Source organism: Pseudogulbenkiania sp. MAI-1 (assembly GCF_000527175.1).
Taxonomy (GTDB): domain Bacteria; phylum Pseudomonadota; class Gammaproteobacteria; order Burkholderiales; family Chromobacteriaceae; genus Pseudogulbenkiania.
Window position 1 is genome coordinate 4,215,079 of sequence record NZ_AZUR01000001.1, and the last position, 24,932, is coordinate 4,240,010.

At 66.6% G+C, this 24,932-nt stretch carries 28 protein-coding genes and 1 riboswitch; of the genes, 9 read left to right on the forward strand and 19 right to left on the reverse strand.

Features of this window, described 5'->3' with window-relative positions; all coding sequences use genetic code 11:
* Positions 1-83: 83 nt before the first annotated feature.
* The 5 genes from PSEMAI1_RS0119800 to PSEMAI1_RS0119820 form a co-directional block, all read right to left on the reverse strand.
* A complete protein-coding gene (locus PSEMAI1_RS0119800) occupies positions 84-554 on the reverse strand; it encodes a CYTH domain-containing protein (protein ID WP_024304537.1) in 471 nt (156 codons plus the stop codon).
* 207 nt (positions 555-761) lie between these two features.
* Positions 762-1,178 (reverse strand): CopD family protein, encoded by a 417-nt coding sequence (locus PSEMAI1_RS0119805; protein WP_024304538.1) that lies wholly within the window; start codon positions 1,176-1,178, stop codon positions 762-764.
* A gap of 1 nt (position 1,179) precedes the next feature.
* Complete coding sequence (locus PSEMAI1_RS0119810; RefSeq protein WP_024304539.1) at positions 1,180-1,545, reverse strand: MmcQ/YjbR family DNA-binding protein; 366 nt, start codon at positions 1,543-1,545, stop codon at positions 1,180-1,182.
* 13 nt (positions 1,546-1,558) lie between these two features.
* Positions 1,559-2,368, reverse strand: a complete 810-nt coding sequence (locus tag PSEMAI1_RS0119815) for a M48 family metallopeptidase (protein ID WP_024304540.1) — start codon at positions 2,366-2,368, stop codon at positions 1,559-1,561.
* Positions 2,369-2,402: 34 nt separating this feature from the next.
* Positions 2,403-2,567: a rubredoxin gene (locus PSEMAI1_RS0119820; protein WP_024304541.1), complete on the reverse strand. Its 165-nt coding sequence runs from the start codon at positions 2,565-2,567 to the stop codon at positions 2,403-2,405.
* Between the two features lie 209 nt (positions 2,568-2,776).
* Between PSEMAI1_RS0119820 and thiD the strand changes: the two genes are divergently transcribed.
* Complete coding sequence (thiD, locus tag PSEMAI1_RS0119825) at positions 2,777-3,661, forward strand: bifunctional hydroxymethylpyrimidine kinase/phosphomethylpyrimidine kinase (RefSeq protein WP_024304542.1); 885 nt, start codon at positions 2,777-2,779, stop codon at positions 3,659-3,661.
* Complete coding sequence (gene thiE / locus PSEMAI1_RS0119830) at positions 3,648-4,265, forward strand: thiamine phosphate synthase (protein ID WP_024304543.1); 618 nt, start codon at positions 3,648-3,650, stop codon at positions 4,263-4,265. The genes thiD and thiE overlap by 14 nt, the downstream gene beginning before the upstream one ends.
* Positions 4,266-4,399: 134 nt before the next feature.
* On the opposite strand, the gene waaA is transcribed toward thiE, so the two are convergent.
* Positions 4,400-5,662, reverse strand: coding sequence for a lipid IV(A) 3-deoxy-D-manno-octulosonic acid transferase (waaA, locus tag PSEMAI1_RS0119835; RefSeq protein ID WP_024304544.1), 1,263 nt, complete (start codon positions 5,660-5,662; stop codon positions 4,400-4,402).
* A complete protein-coding gene (waaC, locus tag PSEMAI1_RS0119840) occupies positions 5,659-6,621 on the reverse strand; it encodes a lipopolysaccharide heptosyltransferase I (protein ID WP_024304545.1) in 963 nt (320 codons plus the stop codon). The genes waaA and waaC overlap by 4 nt, the downstream gene beginning before the upstream one ends.
* 508 nt (positions 6,622-7,129) lie before the next feature.
* On the opposite strand from waaC, the gene PSEMAI1_RS0119845 reads away from it, so the two are divergent.
* The 6 genes from PSEMAI1_RS0119845 (at position 7,130) to PSEMAI1_RS0119870 (ending at position 12,297) form a co-directional block, all read left to right on the forward strand.
* Positions 7,130-7,876, forward strand: coding sequence for a glycosyltransferase family 2 protein (locus tag PSEMAI1_RS0119845; RefSeq protein WP_232219959.1), 747 nt, complete (start codon positions 7,130-7,132; stop codon positions 7,874-7,876).
* On the forward strand, positions 7,873-8,850 hold the full coding sequence (locus tag PSEMAI1_RS0119850; protein ID WP_024304547.1) for an NAD-dependent epimerase: 978 nt from the start codon (positions 7,873-7,875) through the stop codon (positions 8,848-8,850). Before PSEMAI1_RS0119845 ends, PSEMAI1_RS0119850 begins: the two co-directional genes overlap by 4 nt.
* A gap of 390 nt (positions 8,851-9,240) precedes the next feature.
* Positions 9,241-9,795, forward strand: coding sequence for a hypothetical protein (locus tag PSEMAI1_RS0119855; RefSeq protein ID WP_024304548.1), 555 nt, complete (start codon positions 9,241-9,243; stop codon positions 9,793-9,795).
* A gap of 129 nt (positions 9,796-9,924) precedes the next feature.
* Complete coding sequence (locus tag PSEMAI1_RS0119860; RefSeq protein WP_024304549.1) at positions 9,925-10,395, forward strand: cupin domain-containing protein; 471 nt, start codon at positions 9,925-9,927, stop codon at positions 10,393-10,395.
* A gap of 200 nt (positions 10,396-10,595) precedes the next feature.
* Positions 10,596-11,558 carry a polysaccharide deacetylase family protein gene (locus tag PSEMAI1_RS21025; RefSeq protein ID WP_024304550.1) on the forward strand — a complete coding sequence of 321 codons (963 nt, stop codon included), beginning with the start codon at positions 10,596-10,598 and terminating at the stop codon, positions 11,556-11,558.
* Positions 11,559-11,784: 226 nt separating this feature from the next.
* On the forward strand, positions 11,785-12,297 hold the full coding sequence (locus tag PSEMAI1_RS0119870) for a hypothetical protein (protein WP_024304551.1): 513 nt from the start codon (positions 11,785-11,787) through the stop codon (positions 12,295-12,297).
* 96 nt (positions 12,298-12,393) lie between these two features.
* Here the strand turns inward: PSEMAI1_RS0119870 and pqqD are convergent, their stop codons facing one another.
* From pqqD to PSEMAI1_RS0119930, 12 genes are all read right to left on the reverse strand, one after another.
* On the reverse strand, positions 12,394-12,678 hold the full coding sequence (pqqD, locus tag PSEMAI1_RS0119875) for a pyrroloquinoline quinone biosynthesis peptide chaperone PqqD (RefSeq protein WP_024304552.1): 285 nt from the start codon (positions 12,676-12,678) through the stop codon (positions 12,394-12,396).
* A gap of 70 nt (positions 12,679-12,748) precedes the next feature.
* Positions 12,749-12,823 (reverse strand): pyrroloquinoline quinone precursor peptide PqqA, encoded by a 75-nt coding sequence (gene pqqA / locus PSEMAI1_RS22545; protein WP_081455968.1) that lies wholly within the window; start codon positions 12,821-12,823, stop codon positions 12,749-12,751.
* Positions 12,824-12,930: 107 nt separating this feature from the next.
* Positions 12,931-13,695 (reverse strand): dihydroorotate dehydrogenase, encoded by a 765-nt coding sequence (locus PSEMAI1_RS0119880; RefSeq protein WP_024304553.1) that lies wholly within the window; start codon positions 13,693-13,695, stop codon positions 12,931-12,933.
* Positions 13,692-14,777: a 3-phosphoserine/phosphohydroxythreonine transaminase gene (gene serC / locus PSEMAI1_RS0119885; RefSeq protein ID WP_024304554.1), complete on the reverse strand. Its 1,086-nt coding sequence runs from the start codon at positions 14,775-14,777 to the stop codon at positions 13,692-13,694. The genes PSEMAI1_RS0119880 and serC overlap by 4 nt, the downstream gene beginning before the upstream one ends.
* Before the next feature lie 4 nt (positions 14,778-14,781).
* Positions 14,782-15,288, reverse strand: a complete 507-nt coding sequence (locus PSEMAI1_RS0119890) for a urate hydroxylase PuuD (RefSeq protein ID WP_024304555.1) — start codon at positions 15,286-15,288, stop codon at positions 14,782-14,784.
* Positions 15,289-15,393: 105 nt separating this feature from the next.
* Entirely contained in the window at positions 15,394-16,539 is a 1,146-nt protein-coding gene (pqqE, locus tag PSEMAI1_RS0119900; protein ID WP_024304556.1) for a pyrroloquinoline quinone biosynthesis protein PqqE, read from the reverse strand.
* Between the two features lie 195 nt (positions 16,540-16,734).
* The gene (locus PSEMAI1_RS0119905) at positions 16,735-17,382 is read right to left on the reverse strand and encodes a response regulator transcription factor (RefSeq protein WP_024304557.1); all 648 of its coding nucleotides are present in this window, start codon (positions 17,380-17,382) and stop codon (positions 16,735-16,737) included.
* Between the two features lie 250 nt (positions 17,383-17,632).
* A complete protein-coding gene (locus PSEMAI1_RS0119910) occupies positions 17,633-18,850 on the reverse strand; it encodes a cyclopropane-fatty-acyl-phospholipid synthase family protein (protein ID WP_024304558.1) in 1,218 nt (405 codons plus the stop codon).
* Positions 18,851-19,123: 273 nt separating this feature from the next.
* Positions 19,124-20,425 carry a hemolysin family protein gene (locus PSEMAI1_RS0119915; RefSeq protein ID WP_029770860.1) on the reverse strand — a complete coding sequence of 434 codons (1,302 nt, stop codon included), beginning with the start codon at positions 20,423-20,425 and terminating at the stop codon, positions 19,124-19,126.
* A 202-nt stretch (positions 20,426-20,627) separates the two neighbouring features.
* Positions 20,628-21,350, reverse strand: coding sequence for a uracil-DNA glycosylase (locus tag PSEMAI1_RS0119920; RefSeq protein ID WP_024304560.1), 723 nt, complete (start codon positions 21,348-21,350; stop codon positions 20,628-20,630).
* A gap of 197 nt (positions 21,351-21,547) precedes the next feature.
* Positions 21,548-21,877 (reverse strand): rhodanese-like domain-containing protein, encoded by a 330-nt coding sequence (locus PSEMAI1_RS0119925; RefSeq protein ID WP_369793202.1) that lies wholly within the window; start codon positions 21,875-21,877, stop codon positions 21,548-21,550.
* Entirely contained in the window at positions 21,874-22,533 is a 660-nt protein-coding gene (locus tag PSEMAI1_RS0119930; protein WP_024304562.1) for a protein-L-isoaspartate O-methyltransferase, read from the reverse strand. The genes PSEMAI1_RS0119925 and PSEMAI1_RS0119930 overlap by 4 nt, the downstream gene beginning before the upstream one ends.
* A 65-nt stretch (positions 22,534-22,598) precedes the next feature.
* Positions 22,599-22,746: riboswitch (TPP riboswitch) on the forward strand.
* A gap of 90 nt (positions 22,747-22,836) precedes the next feature.
* Between PSEMAI1_RS0119930 and thiC the strand changes: the two genes are divergently transcribed.
* The gene (gene thiC, locus PSEMAI1_RS0119935) at positions 22,837-24,747 is read left to right on the forward strand and encodes a phosphomethylpyrimidine synthase ThiC (protein WP_024304563.1); all 1,911 of its coding nucleotides are present in this window, start codon (positions 22,837-22,839) and stop codon (positions 24,745-24,747) included.
* Positions 24,748-24,932 lie beyond the last annotated feature (185 nt).

The following is a 24,932-nucleotide window of genomic DNA, read 5'->3' on the forward strand; positions in this document are numbered from 1 at the left end:
AGAGCAATGTTCAGAGCTTGGCCGAAACGTCAGAGTCTAGTGCAGCGGGCGGGCGAACCCAAGCCTCGCACGGCAACCGACGCTCATTCCTGCGGCCAGCGGGTATACGGATTCTTCGACAGGTAGGCGTTGGTGTAGCGCCCGTCGTGGGTGACTTCCTCGCCGAGCCAGGCCGGCTTGTCGAACGGCGTGTCCTCGGCCGGCAGTTCGATCTCGGCCATCACCAGGCCGGCGTTCTCGCCGAAGAACTCGTCCACTTCCCAGACGAAACCGCCGTGTTCGATGCGGTGGCGCAGCTTGTCGACCACCATCGGGCACATGCGGTCGAGCATGGTCTGGGCGTCGGCGAGCGGGATGGCGTACTCGAACTCGTGGCGTGAGACGTCGGTGACGTGGCCCTTCAGCGTGAGCCAAGCCTGCTCGCCGACCACGCGCACGCGCACCGTGCGCTCCTTCTCCACCGACAAATAACCCTGGCGGTAACGCACGCCCTCGGCCAGCCCGCGCCAGCCGTCGTTGGCGACGCGAAAGCGCCGCTCGATTTCCATTCCCATGTCGTTTCCTTGATTAACCATCTGGGGACCAGAGTCTATCCCAGTAGGCGAGCGAGCCAAGGCAGGTTGAGTGCCGTCCGAAACGTAGGATGGGTGGAGCAAAGCGAAACCCATCGACCGAAGTTGATGGATTCCGGCAGCGGATGCCTTCACCCATCCTACGAGCGCTCAAGATGCGAAGGTGCAGCCGCCTAATGGGATGGACTCTCAGAAGGGTTTGACCACCACTAATATCACCACCGCCAGCAACACCAGCACCGGCAGCTCGTTGAACACGCGAAACCAGGTGTGGCTGCGCGTGTTGCGGTGCGCGGCAAAGGCTTTGCAGAAGCGCCCGCAGACGCCGTGGTAGGCCACCAGGCCGGCCACCAGCGCCAGCTTGGCGTGCAGCCAGCCACCGCTGTGGCCGTAACCGAACATCAGCCACAGGCCCAGCGCCAGCGCCAGCACGCCGAGCGGGGTCATGAAGCGGTAGAGCTTGTTCATCATCATCAGCAGCCGCTCGTACTCGGCCGGGTGCTCGGCCATGGCCAGGTTGACGAAGATGCGCGGCAGGTAGAACAGTCCGGCGAACCACGCCACCACGAAGAAGATGTGGAACGCCTTGAGATAGAGATACGCCAATTCAGGCCCCGTAATACAGTCGAAGGGTTTTCGGCAGACGCGCCAGCACCAGCTTACGCGATTCGGCGATGCCGGCCTTGATGTCGGGCAAAGCCAGGCCTTGCAGCGAGCTCACCTGGATCCAGCGCGCCCGCGCCAAGTAGGGTGCTGGGCGCACCCCGGGCAGGCCGGTCAGCGCCAGGAAATCCTCGGCCGCCACCTTGTAGGCCACGCTGTCCGGCAGGAACAGCGCGAACATCTTGTTTTCCAGGCTCACCACACGGCACTGCTGCCACTTCAGGTCGAAGCTGGCGCCGGGCAGGGCCAGCGCGTATTGCTCCAGTTCGGCGAGGTGAGCGACGAGGTCGGCGGCGGGTTCCGGTTTCACGTGAAACGTCGCCTCAGCGCTTGCGCGCCGCCTCGTAGAGCGGCATCACGCGCGGAATGCGCGCCGACAGCTCCTGGATGCGGCTGCTGCCGGAGGGGTGGGTGGAAAGGAATTCCGGGCCGTTGCCGTCGCCCGTGGCCAGCATCTTCTTCCACACGCTGACCGCGGCGTTGGGGTTGTAGCCGGCACGCGCCATCAGCTCCAGCCCGATGACGTCGGCCTCGCTCTCCATGGTGCGGCTCTTGGGCTTGGTCAGCGCCAGATCGCCGGCCAGCGAGGCCAGGTCCATCGCGCCCTGTCCCAGGCCGGCCAGGGCGCCGACCACCGACAACCCCATCTGCTGGGCGTAAGCCTGGCTCATCTGCTCGCGCGAATGCTCGCGCAGCGCGTGCGCCATCTCGTGGCCGATCACGGCGGCCAGTTCGTCGTCGGTGAGCGCGAGCTTGGTGATCAGACCGGAATAGACCATGACCTTGCCGCCCGCCATGGCGTAGGCGTTGAGCTCGGGCGAGTCGGCGACGTTGACTTCCCAGCGCCAGGTACGCGCGTCGGGGCGGAACACCGGGGTCTGCGCGATCAGGCGGTTGGCGACGTTGCGCACGCGTGCGGTCAGGGCGGGGTTGCTGTTGAGCTTGCCGGCGCTGCGCACCTTGTTCAGTTCCTGCGCGTAGGACTTGGCGGAGGCCTGTTCCACCTCCTGCGACGACAGCAGCATGGTCTGCTTGCGCTCCACACCCACCGCCCCGGACTGGGTGGTGGAGACCTGGGCGCAGCCGGCGGCGGCGGCCAGGGTAACGGCCAACAGCGACAATTTCCACGACATCACGTTTTTCTTCCTCGTGCTCACGGGGCCGGGTTCAGAACTCGACCATCTCGAAATCTTCCTTGCGGGCGTCGCAGTCCGGGCAGGTCCAGTTGACCGGCACGTCTTCCCAGCGGGTGCCCGGGGGGATGCCGTCTTCGGGGCGGCCCGCCTCTTCCTCGTAAATGAAACCACAAATGAGACACATCCAACTGCGCATCGCCTTCGGCCCCTGCTCGGTTAAAATGATAATTCTAAGAACCTGTTCACGATCTGTCGCGAGCGTCCCTCAGCGGGGTGAAGAGCAGCGCAGAAACCGGAATGTACATACAGTACATGAGGATTTCGAGCAGTGCATGATCCCCGATCAGGGACGCGCAGCAAGATCGTGAACAGGTTCTAAATCCTGACCGACAAAGAGGCCAAGCTTTGACCACTCCTTCCCCTCTGCCTGCCGTATTGACGCTGGCCGGTTCCGACCCCTCCGGGGGCGCCGGCATCCAGGCCGACATTCTGACGCTGGCGAGCCTCGGTTGCCACCCCTTGTCGGTGATTACCGCGATTACCGTGCAGGACACCGCCGGTGTCAACGACTTCCTCGTCATGGAGGCCGACTGGGTCAACGACCAGGCGCGCTGCCTGTTAGAGGACATCCCGGTCGCCGCGTTCAAAATCGGCATGATCGGCAGCGTCGAGAACGTGGCGGTGATCGCCCAACTGATGGCCGACTACCCCGACATCCCGCTGGTGTACGACCCGGTGCTGGCCAGCGACGGCGGCGACGACCTCACCGACGACGATCTGATCTCCGCACTGCGCGACATGCTGCTGCCGCAAGTCAGCGTGCTCACCCCGAACAGCATCGAGGCGCGCCGCCTGGCCGCCAACGACCCGGACGAGGAAGACAGCCTGACGCTCGACGACTGCGCCAAGCGACTGTTGGCGCTGGGCTGCGAGCACGTGCTGATCACCGGCACCCACGAGAACACGCGCGAGGTGATCAACGCCCACTACAACCAGGACCTCAAGGTGCGCCAGCACCACTGGGAGCGGCTGCCCGAGCGCTACCACGGCTCCGGCTGCACGCTGGCCTCGGCTATCGCCGGCATGCTGGCTGCCGGCGCGCCGGTGGAGGACGCCATCACCGACGCCCAGGAATACACCTACCAGACGCTGCTCAACGCCTTCCGTCCCGGCATGGGCCAGTACATCCCGGACCGGCTGTTCTGGGCACGTGAAGTGGCGGAAGAGGAAAGCGAGAACGGCGACGGCGCGCAGCAGACCGAAGAGGGAGACGAAATTGGCCACGCGTGAGGGGCTGTACGCCATCACCCCGGACACCGACGACAGCGAGCGGCTGATCGAGCTGGTCGGCGACGTGCTGCCGCACGGCGTGCGCCTGCTGCAGTACCGCAACAAGAGCCAGGACCCGGTACGCCGGCTGTGGCAGGCCAGCCTGCTGGCCAGCCTGTGCCAGAGCCACGGCGTCACCTTCATCGTCAACGACGACGTGGAGCTGGCGCTGTCGGTCGGTGCCGACGGCGTGCACCTCGGCCGTGACGACGCCGCCATTGCCGCGGCACGCGCGCGGCTGGGGCCGGACGCGGTGATCGGTGCCTCGTGCTACGACGACCTCGCCCTGGCCGAGGCGGCGGTGGCGGCGGGGGCCAGCTACGTCGCCTTCGGCGCGGTGTTTCCGTCCGGCACCAAACCGAACGCGGTGCGCGCGCCGCTGGAATTGTTCGGCCAGGCCAAGCGGTTCGGCGTACCGACCGTCGCCATCGGCGGCATCACCCCGGCCAACGCCGGCGAGGTGGTCGCCGCCGGCGCCGACATGCTGGCGGTGATCGGCGCGCTGTTCGACGCCGCCGATCCGGCCCAGGTCGCCGAACGGCTAGCAGCCACGTTCCGGCGCTGAACCGGATCGGCGCCGCTGGTTTCACGTGAAACCGACGGCCACAAACGCCAAACGGCGGGAGAGCGACTCCCGCCGTTTTTTTTATGCCGCACTCGGCCGTCCCGGAAAGCGGAAAACAGAGCGGAAACGGGAAGTCAGCGGCGCTCCAGGCCGAGCGCGATCAGCTCGACGATGCGCTCGCTGGCGCCGCGGTGGGTCATGGTGAATGCTCGCGCCGCCTGGCTCATGGCCTGGCGCAGGGCCGGGTCGGCCAGCAAGGCTAGCGCCGTGTCGACCAGCGCGCCGGCATCGGCCACTTGCCGCGCGGCACCGGCCTCGAGCGCCTTGGTGCTGGCGTCGGCGAAGTTGAACATCGACGGCCCGAACAGCACCGGCACGCCGACGCTGGCCGGTTCGATCAGGTTCTGCCCGCCCAGAGGCAGCAGGCTGCCGCCGACGAAGGCGAGGTCAGCGGCGGCGTAGTAGCCGAACAGCTCGCCCATGCTGTCGCCGATCCAGACCTGCGTCGTGTCGCGCAGCGCGGCGCCGTCGCTGCGGCGCTGCACGGTAAAACCGGTCGCCTCGGCCAGCTCCGCCACGCGGTCGAAACGTTCCGGATGACGCGGCACGATCACCAGCAAGGTGGCGCCGACGCGCTCGCCGGCCGCGCGCCAGACATCGAGGATCAGCGCCTCCTCGCCATCGCGCGTGCTGGCGCACACCAGCACCGGGCGCGCGCCAATGCGCTGGCGAAACGTCTCGCCCAGCGCCAGCGCCGCCTCGGGCGGGGCGAAGTCGTACTTGGTGTTGCCGCAGACGGCGACGTCAACGGCGCCCAATTGCTGCAAACGGCCAGCATCATCAGCTGTTTGGGCAGCAATGGCACGGAACCGGCGCAAGGCCGGCGCCATCAGCCTGGCCACCTTGCGATAGCCCTTGAGCGATTTTTCCGACAAGCGCGCGTTGGCCAGGAACAAGGGCACGTCCTGCTCGTGCGCGGCGTGGATCAGGTTGGGCCACAGCTCGGTCTCCATCAGCACGCCGAAACGCGGACGGTAGCTCCGCAAGAAGGCGCGCACGGCACCGGGGTAATCGTAGGGCAGGTAACGCACTTCGGCGTCGGGATAGAGCGAACGCGCGGTGGCGCGCCCGGTCGGCGTCATCTGGGTGACGAGCAGCGGCGCGTCCGGCCAGCGCCGGCGCAGGGCCGCCACCAGCGGCAAGGCGGCGCGCGTCTCGCCGACCGACACCGCATGCACCCAGATCGCGCCGGTCGCGGCCGGCGTCACCGCTCGGCCGAAACGCTCGTCCCAGTGTTCGAGGTAGGCCGGCGCCTGCCGTGCGCGCTTCTTCAGGTAACGCCGGATCAAGGGCGTGGCCAGCGTCCACAACCCACTGTACAAGGCACGCCAGATCACGCCGCGCTCCGCACCCGCGCCAGCGCCGCCAGCACCTCGTCCACCGCCGGGCATTGCCCGGCATTGCCCAGGTTCAGCGCACGCGCGCCTTCCACCACGCCGGTCCGGGCCGGATCGGTATCGGTGTAGAGCGCCACCAGCGGCACGTTCAACGCGTTGGCCATGTGGGTCAGCCCGGTATCGACGCCGACCACCGCCGCGGCATGGCCGATCAGGCCGGCGGCCTGTTTCAGCGTCAGCTTGGGCGCCACCACGGCGGCGTGCATCTTGCCGGCCAGCCGCTCGGCACGGGCCTTTTCCTGTTCGTTGCCCCACGGCAGCACCGCCACCAGACCATCCTGCCGCGCCAGCGTGTCGGCCAGCTGCACCCAGCGCTCCTCCGGCCATTCCTTGGAAGCCCGGCTGGTGGCGTGCAGCAGCACGGCGTAGTCGCCGGGCAGCAGCCAGGCCGGCCGGGGACCGGCGTGGACGCCGAAATCCGGCACGCCTTCCGGCTCGTAGCCGAAGGTCAGGCCGAACAGCCGGCGGTTGCGCTCAATCGCCGAGAGCTGGCGGCTGACGCGGTGTTTCTTGTCGTAGAACAGGCTGGCCAGCGGCTCGCGGATGCTGGACCAGCCGTAGCCGGCGAGCGGGGCGCGCGCCAGCTTGGCCGGCAGCGCGCTCTTGACCAAGCCTTGGGCGTCCAGCACCAGATCCCATGGCCGCGCCCGCAGCTGCTCGCGGAACACGCGCATCTCGGCCCAGGTGGCCGGCGACAGCAGCGACTTGCGCCAGCGCCGCCAGGCGATCGGAATCACCGCCCGCACGCCCGGATGCAGGGCGGCGATGTCGGCGAAGCCTTCTTCGGCCAGCCAGGCCAGGCGCAGGTTGGGGTAATGCGCGATCAGGTCGGTCACGGCGGGCCAGGTGTGGATAAGGTCGCCCATCGACGAGGTGCGCACGATCAGCACGTTCATCATGCCGGCATTGTACGAGCGCCCCTGTGGTTAACCAAGTAAAATCCACCGCCAAGAACTGTGGATAAACGGCTGTGGACAAGTCGCGGCCGATTTATCCACAATCTGTCCGAACGTTGCCGGCTGAAACAATCCCACGTTCATCAACAAGGCAAGTAGCTGAGCGAACAGGTCGTTTTCCCGTTTATCCACAAATGATGCGACGCTTCTTCTGTAGTTTCATTTTATAAAAGGGCGTCAATGAAAAGACCGATGCCGGGCAAAATGCGCTGCTCACAGCCGGCACGCACAAGCTGCTGACAAGCTGTGGGTAAGAGATGTCAATCGGCGGGTCTGCAATTTATCCACAAGCGATGCAAGCCTTGAAACGATGTTTGGCAACAGCTTTTCAAGTAGGCCAAGGTATTGATAAATAATCAGGAAAACGACTTGTCCACAGCTGGACTAGCGCTTCTACCAGTTTCTTCCGTTTTTATATTTAAAGGGCTAACAAAACACCATGAGCTCAGCATTGAGCATCGTTCTGATCACCAAAAATGCAGCGCAACAGCTCGCAAGCTGCCTGGAGAGCTGTCGGTTTGCCGACGAAATCGTGGTGGTGGATTCGGGCAGCACGGACGATACCGTGTCCATTGCTAAAAGCTATAACGCCAAAGTTATCCACCAGGACTGGCTGGGATTCGGCCCCCAGAAACAGTTCGCGGTACGGCAAGCCCGCCACGACTGGGTACTCTGCCTCGATGCCGACGAATGGCTTTCGCCAGAATTGGCCATGGAAATCAAAGCCTTGCCGAACAATCCACAGCCGGCGGCCTACCGTTTTCCGCGCAGCAACAAATTCATGGGGCGTTTCCTGCGTCATGGCGAGGGCTATCCGGATCTCAGCCTGCGCCTGTTCGACCGGCGTCGTGCGCGCTGGTCCGATCACGCGGTGCACGAATACGTCATCGTCGACGGGCCTGTGGAAAACCTCAGGGGCGACCTGATGCACGAGTCGGGCGAGGACATCGCGCTCTACCTCAGCAAGCAGAACCGTTACACCGATCTGCAGGCGCAAGCGCTGTTCGCACGCGGCAAGAAGGTGGGCTGGCCCAAGCTGGTGTTCAGTCCGCTGCTGCGATTCCTCAAGTTCTACCTGCTGCGCCAGGGCTTCCGCGACGGCGTGCCGGGGCTGGTGCACATCAGCATCGGCTGCTTCAACAGTTACATCAAATACGCGAAGCTGATCGAGCTTCACCGTCTGGAGAACAAACAATGAAAGTACTGGTCACCGGCGCTGCCGGTTTCATCGGTCGCGCCGTGTGCGAAAAACTGCTGGACAAGGGCGGGGTCGAGGTGGTGGCGGTGGATAACCTCAACGACTACTACGCCGTCGAGCTCAAGCACGCCCGCCTCGCCACGCTGCAGGGCCGTCCGGGCTTCGCCTTCCATAAGCTCGACATCGCCGACTGGGAGGCGCTTCAGGCGCTGTTCGCCGCCGAGCGCGTCGACTACGTGATCCACCTCGCCGCCCAGGCCGGGGTGCGCTACAGCATCCAGAACCCCCACGCCTACGCCCAGAGCAACCTGGTGGGTTTCACCAACGTGCTGGAAGCCTGCCGCCGCTACCCGGTCAAGCATCTGGTGTACGCCAGCTCCAGCAGCGTCTACGGCCAGAACGCCAAGGTGCCGTTCTCGGAGGACGACCGCGTCGACGCGCCGGTGAGCTTCTACGCTGCCACCAAGAAGGCCAACGAGGTGATGGCGCACAGCTACGCCCACCTCTACGCGCTGCCCGTCACCGGCCTGCGCTTCTTCACCGTGTACGGTCCGTGGGGCCGCCCCGACATGGCGCCGTGGCTGTTCACCGAGGCCATCCTCAAGGGCGAGACCATCAAGGTGTTCAACCACGGCAAGATGCAGCGCGACTTCACCTACATCGACGACATCGTCGAAGGGGTGCTGCGCGTGATGGAGCATGTGCCGCAGGGCGCCGCCGGGCGGCCGCCGTACCAGCTGTTCAACATCGGCAACCACAACCCGGTCGAGCTGATGGAGTTCATCCGCGCCACCGAGGCCGCCTGCGGACGCGAGGCGGTGAAGGACTACTACCCGATGCAGGACGGCGACGTGCCGGTGACCTACGCCGACACCGCCAAGCTGCGCACCGCGGTCGGTTTCTCGCCCGACACGCCGCTGGCCGCCGGCATGCAGCGCTTCGTCGACTGGTACCGCGCCTACCACGGCGCTTGAGCCGGGATGCTTGCAGGATCACGGCCGATATAGGATCTGCCGGCCGATACGCCGTGGCAGGGCGATAAGGGCCCGCCACGGCGTTTTTGTCCTAGCAAGCTATTCGGCAATCCAAAACCAGCAAAACCGCGCAGCGGCCGTTTACGGGCCGGGAAAGGCCCTGTTTTAAAGCTGTTCATTTGGGATTTGTTAGCCATACTGCATGGTAGGGACCGGGTGTGCATGCCGTCGCGCCACCCGCTAACCAGCTCCGCCATGCTCCCTCGAACCCGTGCCGTCCGGCCGGGCTCCCCGCCATTGCCGCTGTCTGGCGTCCTGGCCTCGGCCTGCGTCGTACTGCCTGGCGACCCCGGCCGACTCCGCGTGCAAGCAGGCAGTGGGAGGAAATGAATGAACAACAAGGTAGTACCTCGTGTCTTGCTGGCCGTCGTGCTGGCCACGTTGGGGCCGGCCGCCGGTGCAGCGCAGTACCTGGTGATCGGTTCGGGCGGGCCCGAATACACCACCCCGCAGGAAACCGTCGAGGCGCTGGAGGAAGAGCTGCTGCCGACCTTCGACGCGCTGATGAAACTGGAAGCGGCCAAGAAGATCGTCGGCGGCGGCATGCCGGTGGGCGATCGCTCCTTCGCCTTCATTCTCGAGGCCGCTTCCAACGACGAAGCCGACCGCCTGTTGCGCGACCTGCCGGCCTGGGGCCTGCTGAAGTGGGACATCAAGCCGCTGCAGAGCTTCCAGGCGCGGGCCGAGAAGGAACGCAGCATCGTCGACACGCTGATGAAGAAGGTGACGGAACCGGCTCCCGATCCGGTCCCGGCCCAGACCCCGCCGGCCCCGGCTGCCGCGCCGGCGCCGATGCCGCCTAACCCGCCGGCGCAACTGGCCCCGCTGACCCCGCCGCCGCCTCCGGCCGCCCCGGCCCAGGTCGAGGCCGCCATCGCCCTGTGAGCCCATCGCGCGTCGGCACACGGCAGAGCAAGCGGCCTCGCACCGCTCTTGCCATCCGCCTCTTGGTCCCCTCATACCAGCCTGGAACCGTGTGCCGGCCCCCGCTTCGATCATTATTTGGAGTAAGCCATGAAAAACATGCTTTTTGCCGTTCCCCTGCTGGTGGCCGGCACGGTCTTCGCTCCGGCCGCCCCGGCCGCCGAGATGAGCGGCGTCCTCGTCGTCACGCCGGACGAGCTCAAATGGGCTGAGGTTGCGAGCTTGCCGCCCGGAGCCAAGGTGACGGTCATTGAAGGAAAGATGGACCAGAAAGGCCCCATTACGGCGCGGCTCAAGCTGCCGGCCGACTACAAGGTTCCCGCCCACTGGCACCCCGAAGTGGAACGGGTGACCGTGCTGTCCGGAACGTTCAACTACGGTGTCGGCGACAAGCTGGATCCGCAGATGACGAAGGCCTTGGGGCCGGGCAGCGTCGTCGTCATGCCGCCCAAGACCAAGCATTTCGTCTGGACCAAGGAAGAAACGGTCATCCAGTTGAACGTCATGGGACCGTGGGGAATCACCTACGTCAACCCGGCCGATAAGCCCAGCAAGCCATGACCGCAAGCGGCCAGCCGGGCTGATCCCGGGCTGGAAGATCGCCGACGGCGCCAAGCCCGGGCATGTCCGAGCAGACATGGGGATAGGCTCGAGGAGCAGGGGGACGCACTGGCGGCAGGCCCGGCACCGTCAACGCCAACACTCGCCGTAACGGCCGCGAGCCGCTACAGTAGCGGCCGTTCGTTGCCGAGAGCCTGTCCATGCTGCCCAAACTTCCCTTCCTCGCCGCCGCGCTGGCGGCGTTTGCCCTGAACGCCGGCGCCACGCCGCTGACGCGCTGCCTCGGCTACCCGGACGACGCCAGGCTCGCCATCGTCAACGCCGACGACGTCGGCATGCACCCCGACCTCGACCGGGCGGCGTTCCGCCTGCTCGACGAGGGCAAGATCCAGGAGCTGTCGCTGATGGCGCCGGCCCCGCATTTCACCGAAGCGGCGGCTGCGGCGCGGCAGCGCCACAAGGCGGTCGGGCTGCACCTGACGCTGACCGACGAATGGCAGGACGACGACAGCTGGGGCGCGGTGCTGCCGCGCGAGCAGGTGCCCTCGCTGTACAACCCGCAAGGGCGGCTGTGGGGCAGCATCGAGGAACTGGCCGCACACGCCGACATCGGCGAGGTGCGCCGCGAGCTGCTGGCGCAGATCCAGAAGGCGCGCGACGCCGGCCTGACCATCACCCACCTCGACACCCACATGGTGTTCTGGCGCATCCGCAACGACTTCATCAACCTCTACCTGTCGCTGCCCCGGCTCACCGGCATTCCAGTGGTGCTGCAGCTGCTGTGGCACCCGGTGGCGCAGCAGCTGCCGCTGAGCCGCAGCGAGCAGCAGCGCGGCAACGTGGTGGCCGACAGCTTCGTCATGCAGTACAACCCGGAGAGCCGGCCGCAAAACCTCGAAGTGCGCTACGACGGCTACGACTTCGCGGTGCGCAACCTGCCGCCCGGCCTGCACCACTTCGCCGTCCATCCGGCCGAGGACAGTCCGGAAGCGCGGCGCCAGATCGGCGACCTGAGGCTGCGGTTGAGTGATTTCCAGGTGTGGGAGGGGCCGGAAATCCACCGGCTGATGAAGGAGCAGGGTATCGAGACCACCGACTACCAGCGGCTCAAGGCCTTGCAGGAAGCGGTCAACCGCCACGCGAACGACTGCCTGAACCCCTAGCCGGCCGTTGCCCGCTGTTTTCCTGAAAAAGCCGCCGGATCGAGAGTGATGGCCGACGTCGTTCCTTGCCGGATGGAAGGCCCCGGGTATGCTCCGGCTTCCTCCTGGCCCGCCCGTAAGCCGGCGTGCACGGCCCTGTTCATGCTTCTGTCTTTTTGTCCGATCTTGTCCATACTGCATTAGTTAAATCATTCCAAACGGCTTCTTTCAGCGGAGGTGAACGACGATGGAATGCATACGCAGGGCAGTGGCGGCGGGATGGATGGTGGCGCTCGGGATGATCTGTGCCGGTAGCGCGCAGGCCGAGACCGGGCAGGGCAGCGGCAAGGCCGACATGGCGCAGATCCAGCGCGGGCGTTACCTGTCGCGCATCGCCGGCTGTAACGACTGCCACACGCCGGGCTACCTGATGTCGGCCGGCAAGGTGGCGGAAAAAGACTGGCTGACCGGCGACCACTTCGGCTGGCGCGGACCGTGGGGCATCACCTACGCGCCCAACCTGCGGCTGTTGATGGCGTCGCTGAGCGAGGCGCAGTGGCTGGAGATGGCGCGCGGGCTGAAGAGCCGACCGCCGATGCCGTGGTTCACGCTCAACGAGATGCAGGAGGACGACCTGAAGGCGCTGTACCACTTCGTGCGCTATCTCGGCCCGGCCGGCGAGCCGGCTCCGGCCTTCGTGCCGCCGGAGCAGGAGCCCAAGCCGCCCTACGCGCTGTTCCCGTCGCCACCTGCCAAGTAATCCGGTCCGGATCGGAGCCGGCGTTCCCCCGTCGGAGCGGGGCCGTTGCGGCGGTACTCTTGCCAGGCCGACCTGTCCTGGACGGCATGGCGCGGCTCAGAGACGCAGCCAGCCCTTGGCGTAGGCGGTCTCGACGAAGGCGCGGGTGCCGTGGGCGATCTCTTGCTCGTTGCCGGGGAAGGCCTCCTGGAGATCGGCGACGATATCGCTCACGCTGCGCAGTCCGTCGCAGCGCTTGAGAATTTCGCCGGCGGACGGGTTCAGTTTGATCAGGCCTTCGGGGTAGAGCAGGATGTAGGCCTGCTGGCTGGCTTCCCAGCGGAAGACGAAATGCGGCGCGAGCCGGGGGCAGGCGTGCTCGGGCGAGAAGGATGGTTTCATGGCGGGGCCTCCTGATCGGCGTGGATGGGCGGGAGCGGCGTGGCCGATCTTGCCGCTTCCGCCCTTGCGCTCAGCGTACGTAGACGTAGGCGGTCACTTCGAAGCCGAGGCGGATTTCGCAGTAGGCGGGCGTTTCCCAGGTCATGACAGTCTCCTTCGGTTGCGGAACGGCCCCATGCCGCTCCTGTGACGATTATTCGAGCCGGCCCCGCCAGCAACCAGCGGCTACCGGCCAAAAACGGCTCGTGAAAATCATGAGACGGGCCGCTCCGATGAAGCGCCGCCCAACTGCGCCAGGCAGGCCGGGCCGAGCTCGGCGAATACCCGATGCACCTGCACCCCGTGCGCTCCCGCGTCGAGCGCGGCTTCCACGTCGGCGGCGTGGCGGATGCCGCCCACCGCGATCAGCGCCGGGCCGCCCGGCAGGGAACGGGCCAGGCGACTCAGTGCCGCATGGCCCTGCCCCGTCTCCGGCAAGACCAGGATCAAGGCGTCGAAGCCTGCCGCCGCGGCCGCGGCGGCGAGGGCGGGTGCGCCCGATTCCAGCGGCAGCTTGAGGGCGAGCGGCAGGCGGCGGCCCAAGAGTTTGGCCAGCCGCTCGCGTTCGAGGCTCACCGCCGCCAGCGCGCGCCGCAGCAGCGTGCCGTGTTCCGGCGCCAGCAGCGGGCGGTAGGCCCGGGCGCTGAGATTGAAGCTCAGGTAGTCCGCCGCCGGCGCGGCCAGCCGCAGGCCCTCCAGCCAGTCGGCGGCCAGCGCCCGGGGAGGGGTGTGGGGTGTCATGCCCAGGCCGATGCCGATGGCGCTGCCGCCGGGACCGCGCGGCGCGAGGCGGGCCAGCGCGGCGGCGAGGGCGGCCACCCCGGCATGCTGGCCTGGCGCGGGGCGGGGCGTGACGGTGCCGAACTCGACCGCGGCGAACCCGGCGCCGAGCAGCGCCGCCGCCTGCTCGCCGCGCTTGTCGAGCCCGCCCGCCAGCCCCGGCTGGCGGCCCCAGCGGAACGGCGGCGTGGCGCTCATCCCTGTCTCCGGGCGAAGTCCGTCATGAACTCCACCAGAGCGCTCACCCCGGCCGCCGGCATGGCATTGTAGAGGCTGGCGCGCAGTCCACCGACGTGGCAGTGGCCGCGCAGATGGGTCAGGCCGGCAGCCTCGGCTTGTTGCAGGAAAGGCTCGGTCAGCCGTTCGTCCGCGAGTTGGAAACGCACGTTGCTCGGGGAGCGGTGCGCAGGCACCACCGGGGCCCGGTAGAAGCCGCCGCTGGTGTCGATCGCCCGGTAGAGCTGCGCGGCCTTGGCGCGGTTGGCGGCGGCCATCGCCGCCAGGCCGCCCGATTCCGTTATCCAGTCGAACACCAGCGCCGCCAGCTCGATGGCCCAGCCCACCGGGGTGTTCACGGTATTGTTCTCGTCCACCTGCTGGCGGTAGCGATAGGGGGCGGGAGCGTGGCGCGCCTCCCGTTCGAGCAGGTCCTCGCGCACGATCACCACGGTCAGGCCGGCCGGGCCGATGTTCTTCTGCGCGCCGGCGTAGATCAGCCCGAAGCGCGACACGTCGAGCGGGCCGCTCAGGAAGCAGGAGGTGGCGTCGGCCACCAGCGGCACGGCGCCGGTGTCGGGCAGGCCGGGGTAGGCGATGCCTTCACCGGTTTCGTTGGGGGTGATGTGGCAATAGGCGCAATCGGCCGGCAGGCGCCAGTCGTCCAGCGGCGGCGCGGCGAGCGGCGTGGCACCCTCGTAGCGCGCCACCACCGCCACCTCGGCGTAGCGGCGCGCCTCGGCGATGGCGCGCCCGGCCCAGTAGCCCGAGTCGGCGTAGGCGGCGCGGCGCGAGTCGCCGAGCAGGTTGAGCGGCACCATCGAGAACTGCTGCATCGCGCCGCCGGCGAGGAACAGCACGCGGTAGCCCTCGGGCAGGCCGAGCAGCGCCGCCAGGCGCTGCCGGGCGCGCTCCAGCGTGGCGCGGAAGGCCGCGCTGGTGAACGGGCGCTCCAGCGCGCTGGCGCCGTCGGCACCGCGTGCGAACAGGGTTTCGCGCGCCTTCTCCAGCACGGCATCCGGCAGGCGCGCCGGGCCGGAGGCGAAGTTGTAGAGCGGTGCCATGGTCTCAGCCGAACAGGAAGCCGCCGTGCGTCCCCGCCGCCATGAAGAACAGCAGCGGCAGCGACAGCATGGTGTTGGTGCGCGACGACAGATGGGTGATGCGCGAGCAGCGCAGCCGCTCTTCCACGCTGGCCGGCACCAGTCCCAGCACCTTTTTCTGGTGCGGCCAGAGCACGAACCACACGTTGAGCATCATCAGTGTGCCGATATACAGGCCGACGCCGATCGGCGCCTGAGCACCGTGCAAGGCCAGTGCCGCGCCCAGGATGTCGCGCTGCCACAGCATGAACAGGCCGGCGCACCAGGTCAGCACCGCCGCCCAGCGGAAGGTGCCGTGCTCGCGGTTGAGCAGGGCCTGGAAGCGCGGGCTCTGGTCGTCGATCAGGTCCTCGGTGCTGAGCGGGCGCCAGTTTGGCCGCTGAACCACGCTGGAGTAGTTGTGGCCGACCCAGACGATGCCGGCGAGAAAATGCACCCAGCGCGCCAGCAGATCGAGCGTCACGGTGTCCATGGTCTCTCCTCAGCCCGCCAGCAGGCGCACGAGCCAGAACAGCAGCAGCGTGAGCAGGGCGCCCAGCAGCAGGGTGCCGCCGGCGCTGTCGTAGGGATGGCGCATTCACTCCTCCATGAAGTCGGTGCAGAGGGCGTGGCCGGAACGCTTGATCAGCGGCTTGCGCAGGCGCTGCGGCTGGATGGCCTGTTCCACCGCGGCTAGCACCCGCGGGTGGTGCGGCGAGCGGCTGCAGGCCGGGTCGGTATTGCCGGCGTCGCCGGTGAGCAGGAAGGCCTGGCAGCGGCAGCCGCCGAAGTCCTTTTCCTTCTCGGCACAGGAGCGGCACGGTTCCGGCAGCCAGTCGAGGCCGCGGTACTTGCGGAAAAGCGGCGAGTCGTGCCAGATCCAGGCCAAAGGCCGATCGCGCACCGAGTGGAATTCCAGCCCGGGAATCACCCGCGCTTCCTGGCATGGCATCGCCACGCCGTCGGGGGCGATGGTGAGATGGATGGCACCCCAGCCGTTCATGCAGGCCTTGGGGCGGTCCTCGAAGTAATCGGGGATGACGAAATAGATCGTCATGGCGCCGTCGAGCCGCTCGCGCCAGCGCTGGATCACCGTCTCGGCGTGGCGGATCTGCTCGCGCGTCGGCATCAGCTCGTCGCGGTTGAGCAGCGCCCAGTTGTAGTACTGGATGTTGGCGAATTCGATGTACTCGACGCCGAGGCCGGCGGCCCATTCCACCATCTCGTCGATCAGCTCGATGTTCTGCCGGAACACCGGCATGTTCAGCACCATCGGGAAGCCGTGCGCCTTGATCAGCCGCGCCGCTTCCAGCTTGCGGGCGTGGGCGCGGGTGCCGACCAGCTGGTCGGTCAGCGCGGCGCGGGTCGATTGCAGCGAGAGCTGCACCTGCTTCAGGCCGGCCTGCTTCAGGGCCTGCATGCGCGCCTCGTTCAGCCCGACGCCTGAGGTGATCAGGTTGGTGTAGAAGCCCAGCTCGTCGGCGTAGGCCACCAGTTCTTCCAGGTCGGGGCGCTGCAACGGCTCGCCGCCGGTGAAGCCGAGCTGCAGCGCGCCCAGCTCGCGCGCTTCGCCGAGCACGCGCTTCCATTCCGCGGTGCTCAGTTCGTGTGCGGCGTACTTGTCGAAATCCAGCGGGTTGTTGCACCAGGAGCATTTCAGCGGGCAGCGGTAGGTCAGTTCCAGCGACAGCCACAGGGGCATGCCCTGGCCGTCCAGGCTGAGTCCGGTCGATTCTTTCGGCATGGCGCGCTCCTCTTTCCTTGGTGAGGCCGGGGTGGGGCGTCCGGCTCTTCAAGGCCATTGTCGGCAGCGGCCAGCGCGCGCGCCTCGGCGCGGCCGGGAAAGCGGCGTCGCGGAATTCCGGCGCGGGGCCTCAAGATTTTCGCTAGGGTGGGGTGGGGGCGGCAGGCAGGGGCGGAACGCGGCGATCAGGCCGGATCAGACCTCGATCAGGCCGCAACGCACCGCGATCAGGGCCAGTTCCGCGGCATTCTGGACGTTGAGCTTCTGCTTGATGTGGTAGAGGTGGGTGCCGACGGTGCTCGGACTCAGGTGCAGTTCCTGCGCCACCTCGTTGACGGACTGTCCCTGGGCCAGCTGCAGGAAGATGGCGAATTCCTTGTCGGTGAGCGCCTCGGAAGGGTCGGCGGCGCCCCCCAGCTGGACCAGGGCCACTTGCTGCGCGAGCTGCGGGTCGAGATAGCGCTGGTTGCGGCCGATCTGGCGCACCGCCTTGATGAATTCCTCCGGGGCGCTGCGCTTGCACAGATAGCCCAGGGCGCCGAGGCGCAGCGCGCGCACCGGCATCACTACTTCGTGATGCGCCGAGAGGATCAGCACGCGTGCCGCGGGATGGCGGGCGCGCAGCCGCTCGAGGGCGGCGAAACCGCCCATGCCGGGCATGTACAGGTCCAGTATCAGCACGTCGGGCTGCAGTTCGTCGTACAGCCGCAAGGCCTCCTCGCCGTTGTCGGCTTCGGCCAGCACCCGGGCGCCGACGCTTTCCAGCAGCGCGCGCAGGCCCATGCGCACCAGCGCGTGATCGTCGATGAGCAGGATGCTCAAGCCTGCCAGCGGTTGACTCATCGTGGACTCCCCAATAGGCGCATCTCAAGGCCGGCTCGGCGCTCCGGCGACAAACCGGCGGCGGCCGGTCGGCATGTCCTGGAAACCGGATCGCGACATCCCGCTGCGGGGACGGTTTCCTACGCCTTGCATGGTAGGGGGAGTACGACAGGGAAAACATTCGCCGGATGGGCGACCCGCCAGGGCAAGAGGCACTAGCCGGCTAGTGCTTTCGGGCTAGGCGGTACCGCGGGGCGGGTGGTCGCCGGTCTCACGCCCCGCGGTACATGTAGGCGCGCGACCACGCCAGGGTGGACGCATCCTGGCCGGCCTTCTGGCACAGCACCTGGAAGATCGACACCTTGTCGGTGCGGAAGGCGTAAGCGCAGCCGGCGAGGTAGAGCCGCCAGATGCGCCAGATCTTGTCGTCCACCTCCTGGCGGATCGCCTCGCGCGCCGCCTCGAAGCGGCTGGCCCAGGCGCTGAGCGTGGCGGCGTAGTGGCGGCGCAGGTTCTCCGCGTCGATCGGTTCCAGCCCGCCTTCCTGCAGCGTGCGCAGCACCAGCGAGATGTGCGGCAGCTCGCCGTGCGGGAACACGTATTTCTCGATGAACTCGCCGCCGCCACCGGCGGTGCCGTCGCTGGCGGGCGCGCTGGTGGTGATGCCGTGATTGAGTATCAGGCCGCCGTCGGCGAGCAGGTTGGCCAGCGCGGTGAAGTAGTCGACCAGGTTGGCGAGACCAACGTGCTCGAACATGCCGACGCTGGTGATGCGGTCGAAGCGGCCGTCGACGTCGCGGTAGTCCTGCAGCCGGATCTCCACCTGGCCGTCCAGCCCTTCCTCGCGCACGCGGTGCAGGGCGTAGTCGTACTGCGCCTCGGACAGCGTGATGCCGACGCAGCGCGCGCCGAACTCGCGGGCCGCGATCCGTACCAGCGCACCCCAGCCGCAGCCGACGTCGAGCAGGGTGTGGCCGGGTTCGAGCCGGATCTTGGTCAGGATGTGGCGGATCTTGGCGCGTTGCGCCGCCTCCAGCGTTTCGTCGCCGCGCGCGAAGTAGGCGCAGGAATAGACCATGTCGCGGTCGAGCCACAGCGAGTAGAAGCGGTTGGACACGTTGTAATGGAAGCGGATCGCCTCGCGGTCGAGCTCGCGCGTGTGGTGCACGTGGCCGGGCTGGAAGCTGGCGGCCGGCTCCGGCTTGTCGGCCAGGGCGAAGGCGTAGCCCAGCTCGACGATGTCTTCCAGCGTGCCTTCCAGATCGATCTCGCCCTCGACGTAGGCCGCCGCCAGATGGTCCACCGACGGCGACAGCAACAGCGGCAGCGATTTCCAGGAATGCACGCGGATGGTCAGCCTGGGCTCTTCGAACTCGCCTAGCGCCAGCGTCTGGCCGGACGGCAGCGCGACGGCGACCGGCAGGTTCAGGCGGTGGCGCTGTGACTTGACCCACGCTTCGACGGGGGCGGTCAGGGTGTGTTCGAGCATGCTGGTGTCCTCATTCCAATTTGCCTTGGGAAGCGGTGACTTCGCCGGCGGCGCTGCGTGGGACCGTGCACGAAACGGCTACGGCAAAGAGCCCGTGCTTTTTTCGTTTCCGATGCTTTTTGGAATGATATTGCGGGCATCCGGTTCCTTTCCGCAGCGGGACCGCTCATTGTTCAGCGTAGTGCGCTTTTGTGGGGCCTGCCATTGGGGGACGGCGGACGGGCAGCAAAAAGCCGCCCGAAGGCGGCCTGGGGGAGCGGGTGGTTGCCGGGTTCAGGGCGCCGGCATCTCCTCGTTCGCGGGCGGCGGCGTTTCCAGCCGGCTGACCATGACCTTGTCGACGCGGGTCTTGTCCATGTCCACCACCTCGAAGGCGAAGCCGTTCCATTCGAAGCGGTCGGCTGGCACCGGTACCCGGCCCAGCTGGAACATCACCACGCCGCCCAGGGTATGGATGTTGCCGGTATCCTCGCCCGGCAACAGGCTGTCGATGGCGAAGTGCTCGCGCAATTCGTCCGGCCCCACCATGCCGTCCACCAGCCAGCTATGCTCGTCGCGCTGGATGATCAGCTGCTCGTCTTCCTGCGGGCCGGCGGGCAGGCCGCCGACGATCGATTCCAGCACGTCGTGCAGCGTTACCATGCCTTCCAGCTCGCCGTATTCGTCCACCACCAGCGCCATGTGGATGCGCGCGCGCTTGAACTGTTCCAACAGCTGCATCAGCGACACCGTGGCCGGGACGTAGAGCGGCGGGTGCATGCCGGCGGTGAAGTCGACGGCGCCGCCGGAGAGCAGGCGGTCGAGCAGGTGCTTGGAGTCGACGATGCCGATCAGCTGGTCCATGCCGCCCTTGCATACCGGGTAGCGCGAGTAGGGGTGGGATTGCAGCAGCTGGCAGTTGCTGGCGTGGTCGTCCTCGATGTCGAGCGAGACGATGTCCTTGCGCGGCGTCATGATCGACGCCACCTTGCGGTCGTCCAGCCGGAAGATGTTTTCCACCAGCTCCTGCTCGGCGCGGTCGAACACGCCTTCGTCGGCACCCTGTTCCATCAGCACGCGGATCTCCTCTTCGGTGATCGACGGCTCCTTGCTCTGGTTCGAGCCCATCAGGCGCAGCACGGCGTCGGTGGACAGGCTCAGCACGCGCACCAGCGGGGCGGTGGCGCGCGCCAGCAGCGTCATCGGGCGCGACACCAACGTCGCCAGCACTTCCGGGTTGTGCATGGCCAGCCGCTTGGGCACCAGTTCGCCGAAGATCAGCGACATCGTGGTGATGGTCAGCACCATCACGCCGACCGACAGCGGGGTGCTGTACGGCGCCACCAGCGGATACTGATTGAGCCAGGCGGCCAGACGCTGGGCGATGGCTTCTTCACCGAACACACCGGACATGATGCCGATCGAGGTGATGCCGATCTGGATGGTGGAGAGGAAGCGGGTGGGCTCGTCGGCCAGCTTGAGCGCGGCCTGCGCACCCTTGTTGCCGTCGTCGGCCCATTGTTGCAGGCGCACCTTGCGCGACGACACCAGCGCCAGCTCGGACATGGCGAACACGCCGTTGAGCAGGATCAGCAACAGTAATATGAATATGTCCACGTCGGGAAAAAAGAGTTGCGGAACTGCAAGCTTAGGGCAAGGCAGGCCCGCTGGGAAGCGGGCTGCTGCATTAGAGTTTGTTCAAGGTCTTTTTTCGACTGCGCTGGCCCAGTAAATGGCCAGATGCCAGGCGGACGGCGCAGACCTTAGTCATTCTAAGGTCAGGTCGTGGCTCTAGGGGTCAAAACAGCAACGATTGTTCGGCGGCGGGTGCCCACTCGACCACACCACGACCGGCCGCGGCGAGCCAGGCGTTGGCCTGCGAGAAGTGACGGCAGCCGTGAAAGCCGCGGCTGGCCGACAACGGCGAGGGGTGGGCGGCGCACAGCACCTTGTGGCGGTGCGTGTCGATGCGTTCCGCCTTGCCCTGCGCCCAGTTGCCCCACAGCAGGAACACGCAGCCGGGGTTCTGGGCGTTGACGGTGTCGATCAGCGCATCGCTGACCGTCTGCCAGCCCAGCCTGGCGTGGCTGCCGGCCTTGTCCGCCTCCACCGTCAGCACGCTGTTGAGCAGCAGCACGCCCTGCCGCGCCCAGTGGCTCAGGTCGCCCGAGGCGGGAAGGCCGGAGCCGAGGTCGGCGGCGAGCTCCTTGTAGATGTTGCGCAGGCTGGGCGGGATGCGCACGCCCGGCGGCACCGAAAAGGACAGCCCCATCGCCTCGCCGGCGCCGTGGTAGGGGTCCTGGCCGAGGATGACGACGCGCACGTCGGCCGGCGCGGCATAGCTCAGCGCGTGGAAGATCTGCTCGCGCGGCGGGTAGATCGTCTTGCCGGCGGCGCTGTCGTTGGCGAGGGTGCGGTCGATCTGGCTCAGCGCCTTGAAGCACGCGGGCTCCTTCAGCACCGCCTCCCAGGCAGGATGGACGCGGGCGAGGGCGGGGGCGAGATAGTCGAGTTGCGGCATGATGGATTTCTTGTTGTGGCAGGAATACCGGCGGTGTGACCGGTCAACAAAAAGGCCGTTCCCGCTTTGCGGCAGGAAAGGCCTTCGGGCTGCAGACAAAGTACCCTGTTCAGATTCTACCGGACCCGGCAAAGCCGGGCCGCTCCTGATCAGTTATTGAATCCGCAGCCTCCCTATTTACACGGCGTTGCGACGCCTCAGTAATGCGCCATGGTCGGATCGACGTCGCAGGCCCAGGCCTCGACGCCGCCTCTCAGGCTGATCACCGGCTCGAAGCCGGCATTGGCCAGGTAGAGACCGACCTGGAAACTGCGTACGCCGTGGTGGCAGACGGTGACGATGGGCTTGTCGTCCGGCAACTCGCTCATGCGCAGCGGGATCAGGTTCATCGGGATGTGCAGCGAACCGGGAATCCGGCACAGATTCACTTCCCACTCCTCGCGCACGTCCAGCAGCACCGGCTGCGCGGCGCTGGCGTCGGCCAGCCACTGCGCCAGTTCTCCGGCGCTGATTTCCTTGACCATCAGAAGCTGAACCGTTCCGGCTCGACCGCCTCGGACTTGGCCAGGCGGCTGATACAGGTTTCGAACAGGCCGGTCTCGCGGAAGACGGTTTCGCTTTCGCGCTCGATCAGCTTGGCGGTCATCACCGGCTCGTCGCCGACCACCACGATCAGGCGGCCGCCGATGGCCAGTTGTTGCTTCAGCGTTTCCGGCACCACCGGCAGCGAACCGCCGACCAGGATGGCGTCGAACGGTGCCTGGGCGGCGTAGCCCTCGATACCGTTGCCTTCGACCAGGGTGACGTTGGTGATGCCGGCTTTCTTCAGGTTCTTGGCGGCCATCTCCTTCATGGCCGGGTCGATGTCGACGCTGTAGACATGGCGCGACAGGCCGGCCAAGAGCGCGGTGACGTGGCCGCTGCCGGTGCCGATTTCCAGCACCTTGTCTTCCGGCTTCAGGCCGAGATCCTGCACCAGGCGGGCTTCCACTTTCGGCTGCAGCATCTTGTGGCCGTTCACCAGCGGCAGCTCGGTGTCGACGAAGGCCAGCGTGCGCTTGTCGGCCGGCACGAAATCCTCACGTTTCACGTGAAACAGCAGATCGAGCACTTTGGGGTCAAGCACATCCCACGGACGAATTTGCTGTTCGACCAGGTTGAAGCGGGCATTCTCAAAATCCATCAGTTCACTCCGGAAGGGCTTTATCGACAATAACTTGCGATTATCCCATATTTACCGTACCTTCACAGCATCGCTAGGGGTCCTGCCCCCGTTTTTTGTGAACCGATCCGGCATGCGCGGTTGGTTTTTTACCGAAACACGGGGCGCTGGTGAGAAACACCCTTGGAACCTGACCCGGATAATACCGGCGTAGGGAAGCGTCTTGAATCGAGGTCCGGCTCCGCCGGCCTCCGCCTTTGGGCTTCACCGCTCGGCGCTCCGCTCCCTGCGCTGTTTCATCGACGCAACCACGGAGACCGAACGATGAACGCGCCAACCAATCTGAACACCGAGATGGTGGTGGACGAAGCCGCCATCCAGCCGCTGCCCAATTCCCGCAAGATCTACGTACAAGGTTCGCGTCCCGACATCCGCGTGCCGATGCGCGAGATCAGCCAGGCCGACACCCCGACCCAGTTCGGCGGCGAGAAAAACCCGCCGATCTACGTCTACGACTGCAGCGGCATCTACACCGACCCGGATGCCAAGATCGACATCCGCTCCGGCCTGCCGGCCATCCGCGCCGCCTGGATCGAGGAGCGCGGCGACACCGAGCAGCTCGCCGGCCTGTCGTCCGAGTACGGCCGTGCCCGCGAGGCCGACCCGAAACTGGCCGACCTGCGCTTCAACCTGACGCGCCAGCCGCGTAAGGCGAAGCCGGGCTGTAACGTGACGCAGATGCACTACGCCAGGCAGGGCATCATCACGCCGGAGATGGAATACATCGCCATCCGCGAGAACCTGAACCGCCAGGCCTACATCGAGAGCCTGAAGAGCGCCGGCGGCAAGAACGCGCGCCTCGTCGAACTGATGACGCGCCAGCATCCGGGCCAGAGCTTCGGCGCCGGGCTGGTCGAGGAGATCACCCCGGAGTTCGTGCGCCAGGAAGTGGCAGCCGGCCGCGCCATCATCCCGAACAACATCAACCACCCGGAATCCGAGCCGATGATCATCGGCCGCAACTTCCTGGTGAAGATCAACGGCAACATCGGCAACTCGGCCGTCACGTCGTCGATCAGCGAAGAAGTGGACAAGATGACCTGGGGCATCCGCTGGGGCGCGGACACCATCATGGACCTGTCGACCGGCAAGAACATCCACGAGACGCGCGAGTGGATTCTGCGCAACAGCCCGGTGCCGATCGGTACCGTCCCGATCTACCAGGCGCTGGAGAAGGTGAACGGCAAGGCCGAGGACCTGACCTGGGAGATCTTCAAGGACACGCTGATCGAGCAGGCCGAACAGGGGGTGGACTACTTCACCATCCACGCCGGCGTGCTGCTGCGCTACGTGCCGATGACCGCCAACCGCATGACCGGCATCGTGTCGCGTGGCGGTTCGATCATGGCCAAGTGGTGCCTGGCGCATCACAAGGAGAATTTCCTCTACACCCACTTCGAGGAGATCTGCGAGATCATGAAGGCGTACGACGTGGCGTTCTCGCTCGGCGACGGTCTGCGTCCGGGCAGCGTGTGGGACGCCAACGACGCGGCGCAGCTGGGTGAACTGAAGACGCTGGGCGAGCTGACCCAGATCGCCTGGCAGCACGACGTGCAGGTGATGATCGAAGGCCCGGGCCACGTGCCGATGCAGCTGATCAAGGAAAACATGGACAAGGAGCTGGAATGGTGCCACGAGGCGCCGTTCTACACCCTGGGGCCCTTGACCACCGACATCGCGCCGGGCTACGACCACATCACCTCGGCCATCGGCGCCGCGCAGATCGGCTGGTACGGCACGGCGATGCTGTGCTACGTCACGCCGAAGGAGCACCTCGGCCTGCCGAACAAGGACGACGTGAAGGAAGGCATCATCACCTACAAGCTGGCGGCGCACGCTGCCGACCTCGCCAAGGGCCATCCGGGCGCGCAGATCCGCGACAACGCCCTGTCCAAGGCACGCTTCGAGTTCCGCTGGGAAGACCAGTTTAACCTCGGCCTCGACCCGGACCGCGCGCGCAGCTTCCATGACGAGACGCTGCCGAAGGACAGCGCCAAGGTGGCGCACTTCTGCTCGATGTGCGGCCCGCATTTCTGCTCGATGAAGATCACCCAGGACGTGCGCGAGTTCGCCGAGCAGCAGGGCATCTCCGAGCAGGAGGCGCTGGAGAAGGGCATGGAGGTGAAGTCGATCGAGTTCGTCAAGGGCGGTGCCAAGCTGTACGACAAGATCTGAGTCGGGGCCGGTTTATTACCGAATGGAAGCGGACCGCCGAGGCGGTCCGTTTTTTATCGGTTTGCCGGCGATGAGGAAATCCAAGGCATCGGCCGACGGGAGGAGCCTTGGTAGCGGCTAATATGCAAGGGTAATCGGTGCTTGCAAATATATCGTAGTGCGATATATTGAAAAGACCACCGCCG

Excerpts from the sequence above, each read along its gene's own strand:
- PSEMAI1_RS0119800 (WP_024304537.1), bottom strand. The coding sequence starts at position 554 with ATGGGAATGGAAATCGAGCGGCGCTTTCGCGTCGCCAACGACGGCTGG.
- PSEMAI1_RS0119815 (WP_024304540.1), bottom strand. The coding sequence starts at position 2,368 with ATGTCGTGGAAATTGTCGCTGTTGGCCGTTACCCTGGCCGCCGCCGCC.
- PSEMAI1_RS0119820 (WP_024304541.1), bottom strand. The coding sequence starts at position 2,567 with ATGCGCAGTTGGATGTGTCTCATTTGTGGTTTCATTTACGAGGAAGAG.
- waaC (WP_024304545.1), bottom strand. The coding sequence starts at position 6,621 with ATGATGAACGTGCTGATCGTGCGCACCTCGTCGATGGGCGACCTTATC.
- PSEMAI1_RS0119850 (WP_024304547.1), top strand. The coding sequence starts at position 7,873 with ATGAAAGTACTGGTCACCGGCGCTGCCGGTTTCATCGGTCGCGCCGTG.
- PSEMAI1_RS0119855 (WP_024304548.1), top strand. The coding sequence starts at position 9,241 with ATGAACAACAAGGTAGTACCTCGTGTCTTGCTGGCCGTCGTGCTGGCC.
- PSEMAI1_RS0119860 (WP_024304549.1), top strand. The coding sequence starts at position 9,925 with ATGAAAAACATGCTTTTTGCCGTTCCCCTGCTGGTGGCCGGCACGGTC.
- PSEMAI1_RS21025 (WP_024304550.1), top strand. The coding sequence starts at position 10,596 with ATGCTGCCCAAACTTCCCTTCCTCGCCGCCGCGCTGGCGGCGTTTGCC.
- PSEMAI1_RS0119870 (WP_024304551.1), top strand. The coding sequence starts at position 11,785 with ATGGAATGCATACGCAGGGCAGTGGCGGCGGGATGGATGGTGGCGCTC.
- pqqD (WP_024304552.1), bottom strand. The coding sequence starts at position 12,678 with ATGAAACCATCCTTCTCGCCCGAGCACGCCTGCCCCCGGCTCGCGCCG.
- PSEMAI1_RS0119880 (WP_024304553.1), bottom strand. The coding sequence starts at position 13,695 with ATGAGCGCCACGCCGCCGTTCCGCTGGGGCCGCCAGCCGGGGCTGGCG.
- serC (WP_024304554.1), bottom strand. The coding sequence starts at position 14,777 with ATGGCACCGCTCTACAACTTCGCCTCCGGCCCGGCGCGCCTGCCGGAT.
- PSEMAI1_RS0119890 (WP_024304555.1), bottom strand. The coding sequence starts at position 15,288 with ATGGACACCGTGACGCTCGATCTGCTGGCGCGCTGGGTGCATTTTCTC.
- pqqE (WP_024304556.1), bottom strand. The coding sequence starts at position 16,539 with ATGCCGAAAGAATCGACCGGACTCAGCCTGGACGGCCAGGGCATGCCC.
- PSEMAI1_RS0119905 (WP_024304557.1), bottom strand. The coding sequence starts at position 17,382 with ATGAGTCAACCGCTGGCAGGCTTGAGCATCCTGCTCATCGACGATCAC.
- PSEMAI1_RS0119910 (WP_024304558.1), bottom strand. The coding sequence starts at position 18,850 with ATGCTCGAACACACCCTGACCGCCCCCGTCGAAGCGTGGGTCAAGTCA.
- PSEMAI1_RS0119920 (WP_024304560.1), bottom strand. The coding sequence starts at position 21,350 with ATGCCGCAACTCGACTATCTCGCCCCCGCCCTCGCCCGCGTCCATCCT.
- PSEMAI1_RS0119930 (WP_024304562.1), bottom strand. The coding sequence starts at position 22,533 with ATGGATTTTGAGAATGCCCGCTTCAACCTGGTCGAACAGCAAATTCGT.
- thiC (WP_024304563.1), top strand. The coding sequence starts at position 22,837 with ATGAACGCGCCAACCAATCTGAACACCGAGATGGTGGTGGACGAAGCC.